Annotated in this window: 13 protein-coding genes, 1 tRNA gene and 2 pseudogenes; 7 read left to right on the forward strand and 9 right to left on the reverse strand. The window is 65.9% G+C overall.

The window, feature by feature from the left end; all coding sequences use genetic code 11:
• Positions 1-39: 39 nt before the first annotated feature.
• A complete protein-coding gene (locus NQJ30_RS08885) occupies positions 40-1050 on the reverse strand; it encodes a hypothetical protein (RefSeq protein WP_255769522.1) in 1011 nt (336 codons plus the stop codon).
• 109 nt (positions 1051-1159) lie between these two features.
• Between NQJ30_RS08885 and pepN the strand changes: the two genes are divergently transcribed.
• Together pepN and NQJ30_RS08895 are read left to right on the forward strand one after the other, a co-directional pair.
• A complete protein-coding gene (gene pepN, locus NQJ30_RS08890) occupies positions 1160-3727 on the forward strand; it encodes an aminopeptidase N (protein ID WP_255769523.1) in 2568 nt (855 codons plus the stop codon).
• Between the two features lie 9 nt (positions 3728-3736).
• Entirely contained in the window at positions 3737-4222 is a 486-nt protein-coding gene (locus tag NQJ30_RS08895; RefSeq protein ID WP_255769524.1) for an OsmC family protein, read from the forward strand.
• 65 nt (positions 4223-4287) lie between these two features.
• Here NQJ30_RS08895 and NQJ30_RS08900 read toward each other — a convergent pair whose 3' ends face one another.
• Positions 4288-5280 carry an NAD-dependent epimerase/dehydratase family protein gene (locus NQJ30_RS08900; protein WP_255769525.1) on the reverse strand — a complete coding sequence of 331 codons (993 nt, stop codon included), beginning with the start codon at positions 5278-5280 and terminating at the stop codon, positions 4288-4290.
• 116 nt (positions 5281-5396) lie between these two features.
• On the opposite strand from NQJ30_RS08900, the gene NQJ30_RS08905 reads away from it, so the two are divergent.
• Together NQJ30_RS08905 and NQJ30_RS08910 are read left to right on the forward strand one after the other, a co-directional pair.
• Positions 5397-6092, forward strand: a complete 696-nt coding sequence (locus NQJ30_RS08905; protein WP_255769526.1) for a mechanosensitive ion channel family protein — start codon at positions 5397-5399, stop codon at positions 6090-6092.
• A 4-nt stretch (positions 6093-6096) separates the two neighbouring features.
• Positions 6097-6549, forward strand: coding sequence for a globin (locus NQJ30_RS08910; protein ID WP_304663966.1), 453 nt, complete (start codon positions 6097-6099; stop codon positions 6547-6549).
• Here NQJ30_RS08910 and NQJ30_RS08915 read toward each other — a convergent pair.
• Complete coding sequence (locus tag NQJ30_RS08915; RefSeq protein WP_255769527.1) at positions 6546-7202, reverse strand: hypothetical protein; 657 nt, start codon at positions 7200-7202, stop codon at positions 6546-6548. The two genes, NQJ30_RS08910 and NQJ30_RS08915, sit on opposite strands and share 4 nt — an antisense overlap.
• Before the next feature lie 62 nt (positions 7203-7264).
• Between NQJ30_RS08915 and NQJ30_RS08920 the strand changes: the two genes are divergently transcribed.
• A complete protein-coding gene (locus NQJ30_RS08920) occupies positions 7265-8245 on the forward strand; it encodes an acyl-CoA thioesterase (RefSeq protein ID WP_255769528.1) in 981 nt (326 codons plus the stop codon).
• 74 nt (positions 8246-8319) lie between these two features.
• Here the strand turns inward: NQJ30_RS08920 and ettA are convergent, their stop codons facing one another.
• The 3 genes from ettA to NQJ30_RS08935 form a co-directional block, all read right to left on the reverse strand.
• Positions 8320-10002 (reverse strand): energy-dependent translational throttle protein EttA, encoded by a 1683-nt coding sequence (ettA, locus tag NQJ30_RS08925; protein WP_255769529.1) that lies wholly within the window; start codon positions 10000-10002, stop codon positions 8320-8322.
• Between the two features lie 46 nt (positions 10003-10048).
• On the reverse strand, positions 10049-10609 hold the full coding sequence (locus NQJ30_RS08930; RefSeq protein ID WP_255769530.1) for a DUF6993 domain-containing protein: 561 nt from the start codon (positions 10607-10609) through the stop codon (positions 10049-10051).
• Positions 10610-10716: 107 nt separating this feature from the next.
• Positions 10717-11253, reverse strand: coding sequence for a single-stranded DNA-binding protein (locus tag NQJ30_RS08935; protein ID WP_255769531.1), 537 nt, complete (start codon positions 11251-11253; stop codon positions 10717-10719).
• A gap of 228 nt (positions 11254-11481) precedes the next feature.
• On the opposite strand from NQJ30_RS08935, the gene NQJ30_RS08940 reads away from it, so the two are divergent.
• Positions 11482-11557 (forward strand) — tRNA-Arg (locus NQJ30_RS08940).
• Between the two features lie 108 nt (positions 11558-11665).
• Here the strand turns inward: NQJ30_RS08940 and NQJ30_RS08945 are convergent.
• Both NQJ30_RS08945 and NQJ30_RS08950 read right to left on the reverse strand, forming a co-directional pair.
• A pseudogene (locus tag NQJ30_RS08945) lies at positions 11666-12262 on the reverse strand (sugar phosphate isomerase/epimerase family protein); the annotation flags it as partial.
• A gap of 1 nt (position 12263) precedes the next feature.
• Positions 12264-12830: pseudogene (locus NQJ30_RS08950) on the reverse strand (Gfo/Idh/MocA family protein); the annotation flags it as partial.
• A gap of 175 nt (positions 12831-13005) precedes the next feature.
• On the opposite strand from NQJ30_RS08950, the gene NQJ30_RS08955 reads away from it, so the two are divergent.
• Positions 13006-14091: a LacI family DNA-binding transcriptional regulator gene (locus NQJ30_RS08955; RefSeq protein WP_255769532.1), complete on the forward strand. Its 1086-nt coding sequence runs from the start codon at positions 13006-13008 to the stop codon at positions 14089-14091.
• A 127-nt stretch (positions 14092-14218) separates the two neighbouring features.
• On the opposite strand, the gene NQJ30_RS08960 is transcribed toward NQJ30_RS08955, so the two are convergent.
• On the reverse strand, positions 14219-14617 hold the full coding sequence (locus NQJ30_RS08960; RefSeq protein ID WP_255769533.1) for a hypothetical protein: 399 nt from the start codon (positions 14615-14617) through the stop codon (positions 14219-14221).
• Between the last annotated feature and the right edge of the window lie 121 nt (positions 14618-14738).

The raw sequence follows: 14738 nt of genomic DNA on the forward strand, positions 1-14738 counted from the left end.
TCGTTTCGGGCGAGGGTCAGATCAACATCGACAAGGATACTAGGACTCTCCCGGCACCGAACCGGTGCCCCCACGCTGTGCCCTCGCCGCGACGCGCGTCAGGACCTCGGCCAGCCGGGCGGCCTTTGCGGGGCTGCCGCCGCTCACCGCCACATTGTGGCCGTCAGTCTTACGGACGACGACGGCGGGGCCGCTGCTGACCAGCATCGCGGCGGTGCCGCCGTGGTTGCGGTAGCCCCACCCGCCGTAATCGGCGGCGCGAACGTCTGCGGCGCTGGCGGCAGAAATCGCGGCTGCGGGGACGTCCATGACCGGCAGCACGCCGGCCACCAGCACGCGCAGGCCCCGGCGGTCAGCCTTGACCCGGGCGAAGAGGAAGGCAGCGGCCACCACGGCAAGCGCCGCCACCAGGGCACCAAGCCACGGCAGCGCGACGGCAATCAGCGCGGCCGGAAACAGGCTGGCAACAGCGATCATGACAAACACGGAACTTCGGGCGTGTACCCAGAGCCGGTACGTATCGCCGGCCAAATCGGGATCCAGTTCACGGGCCAGGGCAACCGCGAGGGCCCGGTCATCTTCGGGGGTCCACTTGTTGTCGGCCTTGAAGACGAAGCCCATGATGACTCCGAGCGACAGCGCGGCTCCGCTTCCCACTGCTACGACGATCATGTCCACGTGGGACTGGCGGGCATCGGCGAGCCCGGTCTGGCCTACGAGTCCCCCTGCCAGCACAGCGGTGATGAACAGACTCACGAACAGTCCCGCGCCCATCATGATCCGCCGCATCACGGCGGGCCGCGACAGGGGCACCGCCTGGGAGAGCACCAGCCAGCCGGCGGCGATGATCAGCGCCGCGCCTCCCCCCGCGTAGGCACCGAACGGCGCAAAGTAAGCGCCGCCGTCGGCCGTCCAGCCGATGGCGACCGGATTCGGAAGATCGGCACGCAACAAAAAGGCGCTGACAACAAAAGCGCCGGCAAGGATCACCGGAAAGCCCACCGCGAAACGAAGGGCCCTGGCATCCACCGATTCCCGGAACTTTCCCATGCTCTAACGCTACTCCGGCCGGCGGCCGTGACAGAATGACTTCACTTGTGCCGCAGCAGGCCACCGCCCGCCGGCAACCCAAACCCATCTGGAGGCCCACTTGCCAGGTATGAATCTGACTCGCGCCGAAGCCCGCGAGCGCGCCGAACTCATCAATGTTGACTCCTACGACGTCGCCCTGGACCTCACCAGGGGCGGGCAGGTCTTCGGGACCACCACAACGGTGAAGTTCACGGCCGTGCCGGGGTCCTCCACCTTCATTGATGCCGTCACCCACACCGTGCACAGCATTACGCTCAACGGGCAGGCACTGGACCCGGCCGCCGCCTCCGACGGCGTCCGCATCCAGCTGCCGGACCTGGCCGCGACCAACGAGCTCACCGTGGTGGCGGACGCCCCCTACATGAACACCGGCGAAGGCCTGCACCGGTTCGTTGATCCCGTGGATGGTGAAGTCTACCTGTACACCCAGTTCGAGGTGCCGGATTCGCGGCGCATGTTCGCAGTCTTCGAACAGCCGGACCTCAAGGGCACCTTTGCCTTCACCGTCACGGCACCGTCGGCCTGGGACGTCATCTCCAACTCCCCCACCCCCGCTCCGGTGGAAGCCGCCCCGGGGGACGACGGCGGCGCCCGCTCGGTGTGGACGTTTGCCCCCACCCCGCGGCTGTCCTCGTACGTGACGGCGCTCATCGCCGGCCCGTACCAGTCGGTCCGCAGCGAAGTGTCCAGCTCCGACGGGCGGGTGGTTCCGCTCGGCGTCTTCGCGCGCAAGTCGCTGATGCAGTACCTCGACGCGGACAACATCTTTGAACTGACGCGGCAGGGCTTCGAATTCTTCGAGGCCCAGTTCGGCGTCGCTTATCCGTTCGAAAAGTACGACCAGCTGTTCGTGCCGGAGTTCAATGCCGGCGCCATGGAGAACGCCGGTGCCGTGACCATCCTCGAAGGCTACGTGTTCCGCAGCAAGGTCACCGGCGCGCAGATCGAACGCCGTGCCATCACTGTGCTCCACGAGCTCGCCCACATGTGGTTCGGTGACCTCGTGACCATGCGCTGGTGGAACGACCTCTGGCTCAACGAGTCCTTCGCCGAATACATGTCGCACCTCGCCGCGGTGGAAAACACGTCCTTCACGAGCGCCTGGACCACGTTCGCGTCAGTGGAGAAGTCCTGGGCCTACCGCCAGGACCAGCTCCCCACCACGCACCCGATCTTCGCCGAAATCAACGACCTTCAGGATGTGGAGGTCAACTTCGACGGGATCACCTACGCCAAGGGCGCCTCGGTGCTGCGACAGTTGGTGGCCTGGGTGGGGCCGGAGCAGTTCATGGCCGGTGTCCGCGAATACTTTGCCAAGCACGCCTGGCAGAACACGGAGCTCAGCGATCTCATGGCGGAGCTGGAAAAGGCCAGCGGCCGCGACCTTGACCAGTGGGGCCGGCTCTGGCTGGAGACCGCAGGGGTGAACACCCTCACCCCCGAACTTGAAGTGGACGGTTCCGGCACGCTGACGTCCTTCAGCATCGTCCAGTCGGCCGTGGCGGAATGGCCAACCATCCGTCCGCACCGGCTGGCCGTCGGGTTCTACAACCTGGACAGCGCCGGCAAGCTTGAGCGTGTGCACCGGGAGGAGCTCGACGTCGACGGCGAACGCACCGAGGTGCCCGCGCTGGTGGGGCTGGCGCAGCCGGACCTGATCCTGGTCAACGACGACGACCTCGCCTACGCGAAGGTCAGGCTCGACGAAAAGTCCCTGGCCACAGCCACGGCCCACCTGAAGGATTTCAGCGGCAGCCTTCCCCGCACCCTGATCTGGAACTCCGCCTGGGATGCCGCCCGCGACGGCGAGACCCCCGCGCGCCGCTACGTTGAACTGGTCCTGGCCAACGTGGCTGCCGAAACGGACTCGTCCGTCATTCTGGTCCAGCTGCGCCAGCTGGCCACCACCTTGAACTTCTATGTGGCCGAAGAGCACCGCGTGGCCACCACCGTGGCCGCCGTGGACACCCTGTGGGACCTGGCCAGCGCGGCGGCCGGCGGCTCGGACGCCCAGCTCCAGTTTGTGAAGTCGTTCGCCCTGCTGGCATCCAGTGGCACCCAGCTGGACAGCATGGCCGGCCTGTTGGACGGCTCCATGACGCTGGACGGGCTGGCCGTTGACCAGGACCTGCGGTGGGAACTGCTCGCTTCCCTGGTGGCGGGTGGCCGCCTGGGACAGCCAGCGATCGACGCGGAACTGGAGCGCGACAACACCGCCAGCGGGCAGAACGCCGCGGCACTGGCCACGGCCGCGATCCCCACCCCGGAGGCCAAGGCCGCGGCGTGGGAGTCGATAGTGGTCAAGGGGGATCTCTCCAATGCGCTGCAGGGTTCGGCGGTCACGGGCTTTATGCGCGTGCTGGACCGTACCCTCCTGGAACCGTACGCGGAGAAGTATTTCGACGCCGTTCCCGGGATCGTCGCGGACCGCACCCACGCACTCGCCCAGCAGATCGTCGTCGGACTTTACCCGGCGCTGCTGACCACCCAGGCCACGGTGGACCGCACGGACGCGTTCCTGGCCGAGCTCCCGGCCGACAGCGCGGCGCTGCGGCGGATGATGTTGGAAAACCGCGACGGCGTGGCGCGGGCTTTGCGGGCACGCGCTGCTGACGTCCTGGCTGACGAGCGGTAGGCTGCGCGGATGGGACTGAGTGAGCACCACTATTCGCTGACGGTGCAGTGGACCGGCAATCTGGGTGAGGGGACCACCTCCTACCGCGGTTATTCACGGGGCCATGACATCGTGATCCCCGGTCTGCCGGTGCTCAAGGGGTCGGCGGATCCGACGTTCCACGGGGACCGCGACCGGTACAACCCTGAACAGCTGCTGCTGGCGGCGCTGGCGCAGTGCCACATGCTGTCCTTCCTGCATGTGGCGGTGCGGCACGGGGTGGTGGTCACTGATTACCGGGACGAGGCCACAGGACGTCTGCGCCTCAACCAGGACGGCAGCGGCCAGTTCGAATCCGTAACCCTTCACCCGCACGTCACGGTGGCCGATCCCGCCCATGTGGAGCTGGCCGACCAGCTCCACCGGGAAGCGAACCAGGTCTGCTTCATCGCCCGGAGCGTGAATTTCCCGGTGCAGCACTCCCCCGTCACCGTCGCTTCCGGTCAGCCCAACTAGGTAGCACCAGATGTCGTTTTGAGGCCCATAACGACACCCGCTGCTACCTACATGGGGGGCGGCGATCAGCGGCCCAGCAGGAGCTCCTCCGCGAGTCGGGCCTCCGTGGCAGGCGTCAGTCCTGCCTTGCGGCGGCGTGCCAAGCCTTGCCGGCGCTCGTCCGCCAGCGTGTCCGCCAGGGTCTGCTGCCAGGGCCTGGTCACCATGCCCGCTGCCTTGGCGGCGTCGTTGCTTCGTGTGCAGAACCCGTCGTGTCCCGGTGGCAGCCACAGCGGCAGGGAGTCCGGTCCGGACCAGTAATCGACGCCGCGCGCCACGAGCCAGTCCTCCCCGGCGGCCAGCACCTCACCGGTGTACCCGGCAGCGGTCCGCGCCTCGTCAAGGTAGTCGCCGAACTGCACCGGGTCCCCCACCGCGTTGAGCGGACCCGTCACGCTGCGCTCCGCCGCCGTGAGGATCCAGAGCACCAGGTCGCGCACGTCGATCACCTGTGTCGCATGAGCGGCGATGTCGGGGACGACGGCGGCCCGGTTGTCCCGCGCAAACCTCGCCGGCCAGTACCCATAGCGGTCAGTCCGGTCCCCGGGACCGCCGATGAGGCCGGCCCGGCACAGATGGGCGTTGCCTCCAGTGGCGCTTAGTGTTTCGTTTTCGATGGCTGACTTGGACTCCCCATAGTTTTCGGGCGTGGATTCCGCTCCGGGCGCGAGGGGCTGCAGCAGGGCTGCATACTCATCGTCATTGGGGGTCGCATGATCCGCATACACCGAGCAGCTGGACACAAACGTCCAGTGGCCCGTCCGTCCTGCCAGGGCAGCGAGCGCTTCGGCGGCCGGCACTGGATTACGGGCTACGTCGATGACGGCATCCCAGTCCCCTGCCGCGTCGGCGTAACATTCCGCGCCGAGTGAACGGTCTGCTTTCACCCACCGGGCACCAGCCGGCGGCTCCGCTGCGGAGCCGCGGGCCAGGCAGGTGACATCGTGTCCCGCGGCGACCGCCTGCCGCGCGATTTCCGCAGAGAGAAAGGCTGTTCCGCCGAGGATCAGGATGCGCATGGGTACACGCTACGGCGCTAGGGTTGAAGAAGAACAGGCCTTTTGCGCCGGGCTAACCCGTGCGTGCCTACGTTATCCCCGGCCGCCGCCGGTGACCCCCAAGGAGTTTTGCGTTTATGTTCAGCACGTTGTCGATTACACCCCCGCCCCTCACCTCGCAGCCGAGTGGAGTCAGCATTACGGGCATTGTGATCAGCCTGGGAATCGGAGTCGCCATCTGGCTGGTGGCGACCTTCGTAATTTCCCGTATCAGCCGGCGCGTGGCCTCGGGCAGCAACTTCTTCAAGAAACCGCATTTCAAGTGGGTAGCTCCGGCGATCCGGGCTTTGGACCACGAGCGGCGCGTGCAACGGGCCGAGACCATCGGTTCGTTGCTTAACAGCATCGTGGGTGTGCTCGTGGCGGTCATCACCGGCATGTATGTGCTGCAAAACCTGGACATCAACATTGCGCCGCTGTTGACCAGTGTGGGCATCCTGGGTGTCGCCATCGGCTTCGGCGCCCAGCAGCTGATCCGCGATTTCCTGGCCGGCATCTTTATCACCATCGAGGACCAGTACGGGATCGGCGACGTCATCGAGACCAGCGAGGTGGTGGGCGTGGTCGAATCCATGGGACTGCGCATCACCAGGGTACGCTCCGAGGATGGCGCCATCTGGTACCTGCGCAACGGCGAAATCCTGCGCGTGGGAAACCGTTCGCAGGGAAGCTACATCCCCGCCGAGGTTCCGGCGGCAGGCAGCGAGGCCGCCTTGCACGAACCCGCCACGAACACGGAGATTAAGAAGACCGACCAGAAGGCGGGAGAATAGAGCCATGACCATACCCGTCGAACCGCAACGGCCACACCAGCTCATGCAGAACGATCCGTTCAGCCAGCCCGGCTACACGGACAACTTCTATGACGCCGTGGGCGGGCGCGAGACCTTTGTCCGGCTGATAGATGTGTTCTACGACGGCGTTGCCGTGGACCCGCTGCTGCGGCCCATGTACCCGGAAGAGGACCTTGAGCCGGCCAAGCGCCGCTTCCGGATGTTCCTGGAACAGTACTGGGGCGGCCCCACCACTTACGGCGAGGAACGCGGACACCCGCGCCTGCGGATGCGGCACATGCCGTTCCGGGTCACCCCGGAGGCAAAGGAACGGTGGCTGTTCCACATGCGCACGGCAGTGGACTCCCTGGAGTTGCCCCCGTTATACGAGGGAACACTCTGGGACTACATGGAACGCGCCGCCCTGTCCATGGTGAACAGCCCTTCGGAAGCCTAGAGCCCGCTGCCTGTCCGCACCAGGACGTGCCCGCGTGAACCGCTGAGGCGGAACCACCGGCCTGCCCTGAACAGCTGCTGCTCGCCGTCTGCCAGGAACCCCAGGGTGAGGGCTGCGAAGGCTGCCCCTGCCGGGAGCCCGGAGTCGTCCAGGGCGCGGCCCCACACCGCGGCGCGCGCGTTATTGACGATCAGCGCCCCGGGCTGCGCCGGGACAATTCCCGCCACCTCGGCAATGCCGGCTTCAGCGGCCCGCCGGAGTTCGGAATCCTGCAGCGCGCCGACGCGCTCCCAGCCCGTCCGTGGCGCCCCGACGCCCGTCCAGGATTCGGAGATGGTGGACGGCGGAACCGGCAGCTCAACGTCGTCCTCCCCTGCCCGGGCCAGACGGTCAAGGACCGCTGACAGGGCAACGGTGGCGTCAACGTTGGAGGGTTCCGCCAGCCCGATGGTCCTCAGGCCCAGGATGGTGGGCGTGCTTTCGCCCAGCAGCCGAGGCCGCAGGACGCACACGTAGGCGGCTAAAACTGAACCGGATGCCTGGAGCCGGATGGCGCCGTCGTCAATTGCTTTGGCGCGGGTTGCGAAGGTGCGAAGGTCGGCGAGATCGCGCGGATCGGCGAAGCGCAAGGACTGGGTAAGGAGATCAGACACACTGAGAACACTACCGGCTGCGCCTTGTTGAGCGGTTCAGGGGCTGCGTCTAGAGTCGAACCATGACTGAAGCCGAAACCGGACTGCTGGCGGCCCCCAGCGGCGACCCCACGTCCATGCTCATCCAGTTGCTTGATCTGGGTGAGTGGGAAGGGGCCAGGACGGACGAAGACATCTTCGTGGGGCCAACGCAACCGCAGCCCGCTCAGCGGGTGTTCGGCGGCCAGGTGCTGGCGCAGTCACTGGTTGCTTCGATGCGCACGGTGGACCCGGACCGGTTTGTCCATTCCATGCACGGCTATTTCCTGCGGCCCGGTGACGCCAACAAGCCCATCACCTTTGGGGTTCAGCGGCTGCGGGACGGCAGGTCCTTCTCGGCCCGGCGCGTCCAGGCGTACCAGGAGGGTGTCCCCATCCTGTCGATGATTGCCTCGTTCCAGGACACGGACGAGGGTGTCGACCACGAATCGGCCATGCCGTCCGGGATCCCCGATCCCGAGTCGCTGCCCACCACAGCCGAACTGCTGGGCAAGTTCGACCACCCCGTCGCACAGCACTGGGCCTTCGAACGGCCCTTTGACATCAGGCACGTGGACCCGCCCCTTTACGTTTCCGCCAAGGGAAAGCGGGAAGCCCGGAACGCCGTCTGGATGAAGACCTTCGGAGCCATGCCGGACGATTCCAACCTGCACCGGGCCGCACTAGCCTACGCGAGCGACTACACGTTGCTGGAGTCCATCCTGCGCCGTCATGGCCTCAGCTGGATCACCCCCGGCATGAGCGTCGCCAGCCTGGACCACGCCATGTGGTGGCACCGGCCGGCCCGCGTGGATGAGTGGCTGCTTTACGTCCAGGAGTCCCCCAGCGCCCAGGGCGCACGGGGACTCGCCACCGGAAAAATCTTCAACCGGGCCGGGCAGCTGGTGGCCTCGGTGGCGCAGGAGGGCATGGTCCGATTGCCCACGGACCTGAAAGACAAAGTGGTGGGCGCAGTCCAGGCCAAACTGCTGCAGCACCAGATCCGCAAGGCCGTCCGGGACTGACGGCCCCCGGGCAGCAGAAAGGCCGGCACCCGTCAGGGCGCCGGCCTTTTCGGCTTTGGATCAGCCTGCGCGGGTCAGTCGCGCGTCAGACGGCGGTGCGTCACGCGGTGCGGTTTGGCCGCATCAGGGCCGAGCCGCTCGACCTTGTTCTCCTCGTAGGATTCGAAGTTGCCCTCGAACCAGTACCACTTGGAGGGGTTCTCCTCGTCGCCTTCGTAGGCCAGGATGTGGGTGGCCACCCGGTCCAGGAACCAGCGGTCGTGCGAGACCACCACGGCACAACCGGGGAATTCCAGCAGCGCGTTCTCGAGGCTGCTGAGCGTTTCGACGTCGAGGTCGTTGGTGGGTTCGTCAAGGAGCAGCAGGTTGCCGCCCTGCTTGAGCGTCAGCGCCAGGTTAAGGCGGTTGCGCTCACCACCGGAGAGTACCCCGGCCTTCTTCTGCTGGTCAGGTCCCTTGAAGCCGAAAGCAGCGACATAGGCACGCGACGGCATTTCAACCTGGCCGACCTGGATGTAGTCCAGGCCATCGGAAACAACTTCCCAAAGCGTCTTGTTCGGGTCGATGCCGCCACGGCTCTGGTCAGCGTAGGAAATCTTGACCGAATCGCCGATCTTCAGTTCGCCGCCATCTAGCGGCTCCAGGCCAACGATGGTCTTGAACAGCGTCGATTTGCCGACGCCGTTGGGGCCGATGACACCCACAATGCCGTTGCGGGGCAGCGTGAAGGACAGCCCGTCGATCAGCGTGCGGTCGTCAAAGCCCTTTTGGAGGTTCTTGGCTTCCAGCACGAGGCCGCCGAGGCGCGGGCCCGGCGGGATCTGGATCTCTTCGAAGTCGAGCTTGCGGGTGCGGTCTGCCTCGGCAGCCATCTCCTCGTAGCGGGCCAGGCGGGCCTTGGACTTGGTCTGGCGCCCCTTGGCGTTGGAGCGCACCCATTCGAGTTCCTCGCTCAGGCGCTTGGCCTGCTTGGCGTCCTTCTTGCCCTGGACTTCCAGCCGCGCACGCTTCTTCTCCAAGTAGGTGGAGTAGTTGCCTTCGTAGGGGTACAGGTGGCCCCGGTCGACCTCGGCGATCCATTCCGCGACGTGGTCAAGGAAGTAGCGGTCGTGGGTGACGGCCAGGACGGCACCGGCGTAGCTGGACAGGTGCTGCTCGAGCCACAGCACACTTTCGGCGTCCAAGTGGTTGGTGGGCTCATCCAGGAGGAGGAGGTCCGGCTTCTGCAGCAGGAGCTTGCAGAGTGCCACGCGGCGGCGCTCACCACCGGAGAGGAGGGTCACGTCAGCGTCGGCGGGAGGGCAGCGGAGCGCGTCCATGGCCTGCTCAAGCTGGGAATCGAGGTCCCAGGCGTCCGCGGCGTCAATGGCTTCCTGCAGCTGACCCATTTCTTCGAGCAGGACGTCATAGTCAGCGTCGGGGCTGGCCATTTCCTCGGAGATCTCGTTGAAGCGCTGAATCTTGCCGTAGATCTCGCCAACACCCTCCTGGACGTTGCCCAGGACGGTCTTTTCCTCGTTCAGCGGCGGTTCCTGCAGCAGGATGCCTACGGTGTAGCCGGGGCTGAGCCGGGCCTCACCGTTGGAGGGGGTGTCCAGGCCGGCCATGATCTTCAGGATGGTGGACTTACCGGCACCGTTCGGGCCAACAACACCAATTTTGGCGCCCGGGAAGAAGGACATGCTTACGTCGTCAAGAATGAGTTTTTCGCCAACGGCCTTGCGGGCCTTGGTCATTGTGTAGATAAATTCCGCCATGGTTCCAAATCTAGTGGGTTGGCGGGCTTAACTCACATTCGGGTGCCTAAGCAGGTGCTCCCACGAAGCACTTGCCGCTGGCCAGGACTGGCAGGACGGTTACTGAGACGCTGCCGTCACGGATCTGGCCAAAGACACAGTCCGTGCCCTGCAGGACAGCGGACTCGATGGCATCGGCCTCCAGCCCGGTGGGCGTGCGGCTCGCCGATACCTCCAGTGCCGCCGGGGCAACACCGGCCCCGGTGAGGGCCGCCGTCACCTGCGCCGTGGCCGGTTTGGGGGTTCCCGCTGCGAGGCGGCCCAGCGCATCCGTCACCGTCTGTTTCATCGCTGCCGTGCCCGGGCCTTCGGTGGGTGCGCTCACCGATGGCACTGCGGCGCTTGTCTCAGTGGGTGTGGCAGTGCCTTGCGCCGCCGAAGAATCCCCCGTGGTGGACGGTCCCGTAGCAGCCGGCGTCCCGGCCGTGCAGCCGGTCAGCAGCATGGCTGTCAGGAGAGACGCTGCAATGGCCGCCGAGGCCTTGTCCATGGCTCTTGTGCGCTGCCGGGTAAGTGCCGGCAGGCTTGTGACAAGGGTTTCCTGCCGGATGTCGGCCGCGCGCTTCATGCCGCCATTCTGCCACGGCGCCGAGCGGGCAGTGGAACCGCCGGGATGCCGGCGGGCTGCCGGCATCCCGCTGGTGGGCGCCCAGCCCAGTGATATCAGTCTCCATGTCAGACGGCAGAATCGATGAGTTCGCCAGTTTCAGCATCAACGGAGGTGTAGGTGCCGCCGGAGTCCTCAAGGAAGACCGCCGATGCCGCGGCATCGCCCTCACCGGGTTCCCCTTCGTCCGGCTCACCGTCTTCGTCAGGATCGGCAGGGCCTTCGTCGGAGACATGTTGAGGCCCGTTGTTTACGGTGCGGATGTAGTTGGCCGAGCCCCACATGAGATCGTGGCCCACGGACTCGGCGTCGATTTCGTGGGCGAAGTGAATGCGGCCGTCTTTCTCCCAGGTGCGCAGCTTGAGCCTGCCCACCACGATCACGCGCTGGCCCTTCTTGATGCTGCAGCCCATGTTTCCGGCCAGCTGGCGGTAGCCCTGGACGGTGAACCAGTTCGTGTGCGTGTCCACCCAGGTGCTTGTGTTGCGATCGAAACGCCGGGCCGTTGAGCCCAGGCGGAACGAGGCAGTTCCCACACCGGTAGTGGTGGTGGAGGTCTTGATGTCGGTGGCGACGAAGCCCCGGAACGTCATGTAATCGCTCATTGTCTTGTCCTGTCTCGGAAGGTGTGCCGTAGCGGCAGAACCAGCTTCGCGCGGACAGCGCCGGGCGGCGATGGACAAACTTCCGTATGTGGACAACCCGTCCTTGGGCTGTCATGTTGAGGACAAGTGCCAACCGAGTTGCGCCATCGATGGTGCGGCATTGACACGGCGGGCCCCGCGGGCAATGTAAACTTTTCATGCGCCGGATTTCCGGTCGTGGCGCCACGTGCCCCAGTAGCTCAGGGGATAGAGCAGCGGCCTTCTAATCCGCCGGTCGGGGGTTCGATTCCCTCCTGGGGCACCACTTGTGATGAGTCGGGACATCCTCCACGGATGTGGCGACGCAAAGGGGAACACCCCGGTCTTCGGACCGGGGTGTTCCCCTTTGCCTGTCTGCCCCGGCACAGTCACGTCAGGCGTACGGCAGCACGAGTTCTGCGTAACGCGCCTTAACCGTCTCAACCACGGAGTCGCCGTCGGCGTCCCAGACTTCCTGATTGAAGATTTCCACTTCGATATCGCCCGTGTAGCCGGCCTCCCGCACCCAGGTGGTAACGGTGGCGAAGTCAATGACGCCGTCGCCCATGTACCCGCGGGACAACAGCGGATCAGCCGCGATGGGCATGTTGAAGTCACAGACCTGGTAGGAGGCCAGGCGCCCCTCGTGGCCGGCAGGCTCGATCTGCGCCTTAAGCTCCGGGTCCCACCAGACATGGAAGGTGTCGACGGCGACGCCAACAGTGTGCGCGTCGAACGGCGCGGCCAGGTCCAGCGATTGCCCCAGGGTGGAGATCAGGGCGCGGTTCGCAGCGTACATGGGATGCAGCGGTTCGAGGACCAGCCGGATCCCGTTCTCGGCCGCGAATGGGACAAGATCGGCAAGCCGGTCGGCCACCCGCTGACGGGCCGCCACCACGTCCTTCTCCCCCGGCGCCAGCCCGCCGATTACCAGGAACAATTCCCGGGTGTCCAGGGCAGCTGCTTCAAGGATGGCCGCACGGTTGTCGGCGCCAGGACGGACGCTGGGCTGCCTGGACGTCGCCTTCGAACACCCAATAGCCGAACTCTCCGCGAATGGAGAGGATCCGGCCGAAGAAGCCCTCATCCGCGAGGCGGCGCAGCTTGACCAGACCGGGGAGATAGAGCTTGTCATGGACCACTCCGGCGGTGACACCGGCTTCTTTGCCGATGCGGGCGAGGCCGATGGCTTCGTCGAGGGTCTCGGCCGTGGGCTTTTCGGTGAAGATGTGGTTGCCGGCAAGCATGGCCTTCCTGAGCGTCTCGGCGCGGAGGCTGGTCATGGAGGCATCAAAAATGATGTCCACTGAGGGGTCGCTGATGACGGAGTCCAGGTCTGTGGTCCACTCGGACACCTTGTGAAGCTCTGCTAGTTCACGGATTTTGGCTTCGTTCCGGCCCACCAGGATCGGTTCCACCTGGACCTTCGTGCCGTCCTCCAGCGTGAACCCGCCGGCGTCCCGGATGGGCAGTATGGAGCGCAGCAGGTGCTGGCGGTGCCCCATCCTGCCGGTAATTCCGTTCATGGCTATCCGGATCGTCCTTGTTTCGAAGCCCATGTGTCCTCCACGGTGAGTGAGCGTTGTGATGGCAAGTAAGGTGGGAAAGCGCATTCCCAGTGTCTTCATGATGCCTTAGCCCGTTCATCCTTGGCAAGCGCTTTCCCAAAGATCGTGCAACTGCAATACTGAGCTACGGACCAATTGCACAGAGATTTGCCGAATAGGAGACGCCGTGGTTGCAAGTACCCTTTCAGAGGTCGCCCGCCTGGCGGGCGTTTCACCGGCCACCGCGTCCCGGGTCCTTAACGGATCCGCCCGAAAACCAGGGCCGGACATCGCCGAGCGCGTGCGCTCGGCAGCCGAATCCCTAGGGTACGTCCCGAATGCCCAGGCACAGGCGCTTGCCAAGTCGAGCTCAGGGCTGATCGGTTTGATCGTGCATGACATAGCCGACCCGTACTTTGCGGCAATCGCGCGCGGAGTCCAGGAAGCTGCCCGGGAACAGGGCCGGATGGTCCTCCTTGCAACCACGGCCGGAGCCCCGGCCGACGAAAGGGAAGCGGTGGCTGCGTTTGCGGCCCGGCGGGCAGATTCGATCGTGATCGCCGGATCCCGCTCGGCCCGTCCCGAGGACCGTCAAGGGAACGCCGGGCTGGCGGCGGAGCTTGACCGATACTGCCGCAACGGCGGGCAGGTCGCCGTGGTCGGACACGGCGTCGTGGGCGCCGCCTCCACCGAGGGATACCACGTAGTGACCGTGCCCAATGAGGAATTGGCTGCCAAACTCGCCGCCGAGCTGGCAGCGTCACATCACGGGCATTTCGTCATCATCGGCGGTCCGGCCGGCCTGTTCACCTCGGACGACCGCATCCGCGGCTTCCAGCGTGGCCTGGCGGACACCGCATTACCACCTGCCGAAATCATCCGCACCGAGTTCACCCGCTCCGGCGGATTCGACGTCGGCATTGCCTTGGCTGCCCGGATCAAGGCTTCCCAGGCGGCAGCCAACACGTCAGGGGACACAAAGCGGATCTGCATCTTTGCCGTCAATGATGTTATGGCCATCGGGGCGGCCGCGGCGTTGCGTGCCGAGGGCCTGCGCATTCCCCGGGACGCCATCATCGCCGGCTTTGACGACATCGAGTCGCTCCGGGACTTCCGGCCGCCCCTCTCCACGGTGCACCTGCCACTCGAGGAAATCGGTCGGCAGGCCACCCGGAGGGCAGGAGAGACTGCCGGCGAAAACGCCGTGCCGCCGGCCATCACCGGCCATGTCACGCTCCGCCGCAGTACCGAAGGCGCGTTTCCCGCGCCGTAACCACCCAACCCGGCGACGGGCATGTTTCAAAGGCGCGCCGGCAGGCCACGCGGGCCCGCCGCTCCGACGCGCCGCTCCGGGGATGGAAAATCAACCAGTCACCCCGGGCAGCCCTGCCGTGGGAGCGCTATTTCTGTTGCTCTTTCCCGGCAGCGGTACCGCTGCCCGCTTTGCGGGTGGGATCCACGGAACCGCCCGGCCCGTAGCTGCCCTCTGTGTACCGCCCAACTTCGGACTCCGCGGTGCGGCCCGGCACCGATCCGGCAACACCATAGTCGGCTTTGACGTAGCGCCCCGATTCCCTGGCCTTGTCACCGAGCGGTTCGGGCAGCCCGCCTTCCCTGCCAGCGGCGCCGTAGTCTCCTTCGCCGTATTGGCCTTCTTCATCGTCCGCGTGGCGGCCGGTCTGGGCTCCGGTTTTGCCGAAGTTTCCCTCGACATACCGGCCGCGCAGGTCTGCTTGCTCTGGCTGCTTTTCCGGGCCTGCCGCATTCGGGGTGTCTTCGAAGCCGCTGTTGTCGGTCATGATCGTGCCTTTCCCGAAAGGAGCTCTGCGTCTTCTCTGGCGCAAGTTAAGTCTACCGACGGGCGCAGTTTCCCAACAGGATCGATGCCCCCGGCACAGGCCGGAGGGGTGGTGCCGGTGT

The organism is Pseudarthrobacter sulfonivorans, assembly GCF_024391045.1.
GTDB classification, from domain to species: Bacteria; Actinomycetota; Actinomycetes; order Actinomycetales; family Micrococcaceae; genus Arthrobacter; species Arthrobacter sulfonivorans_B.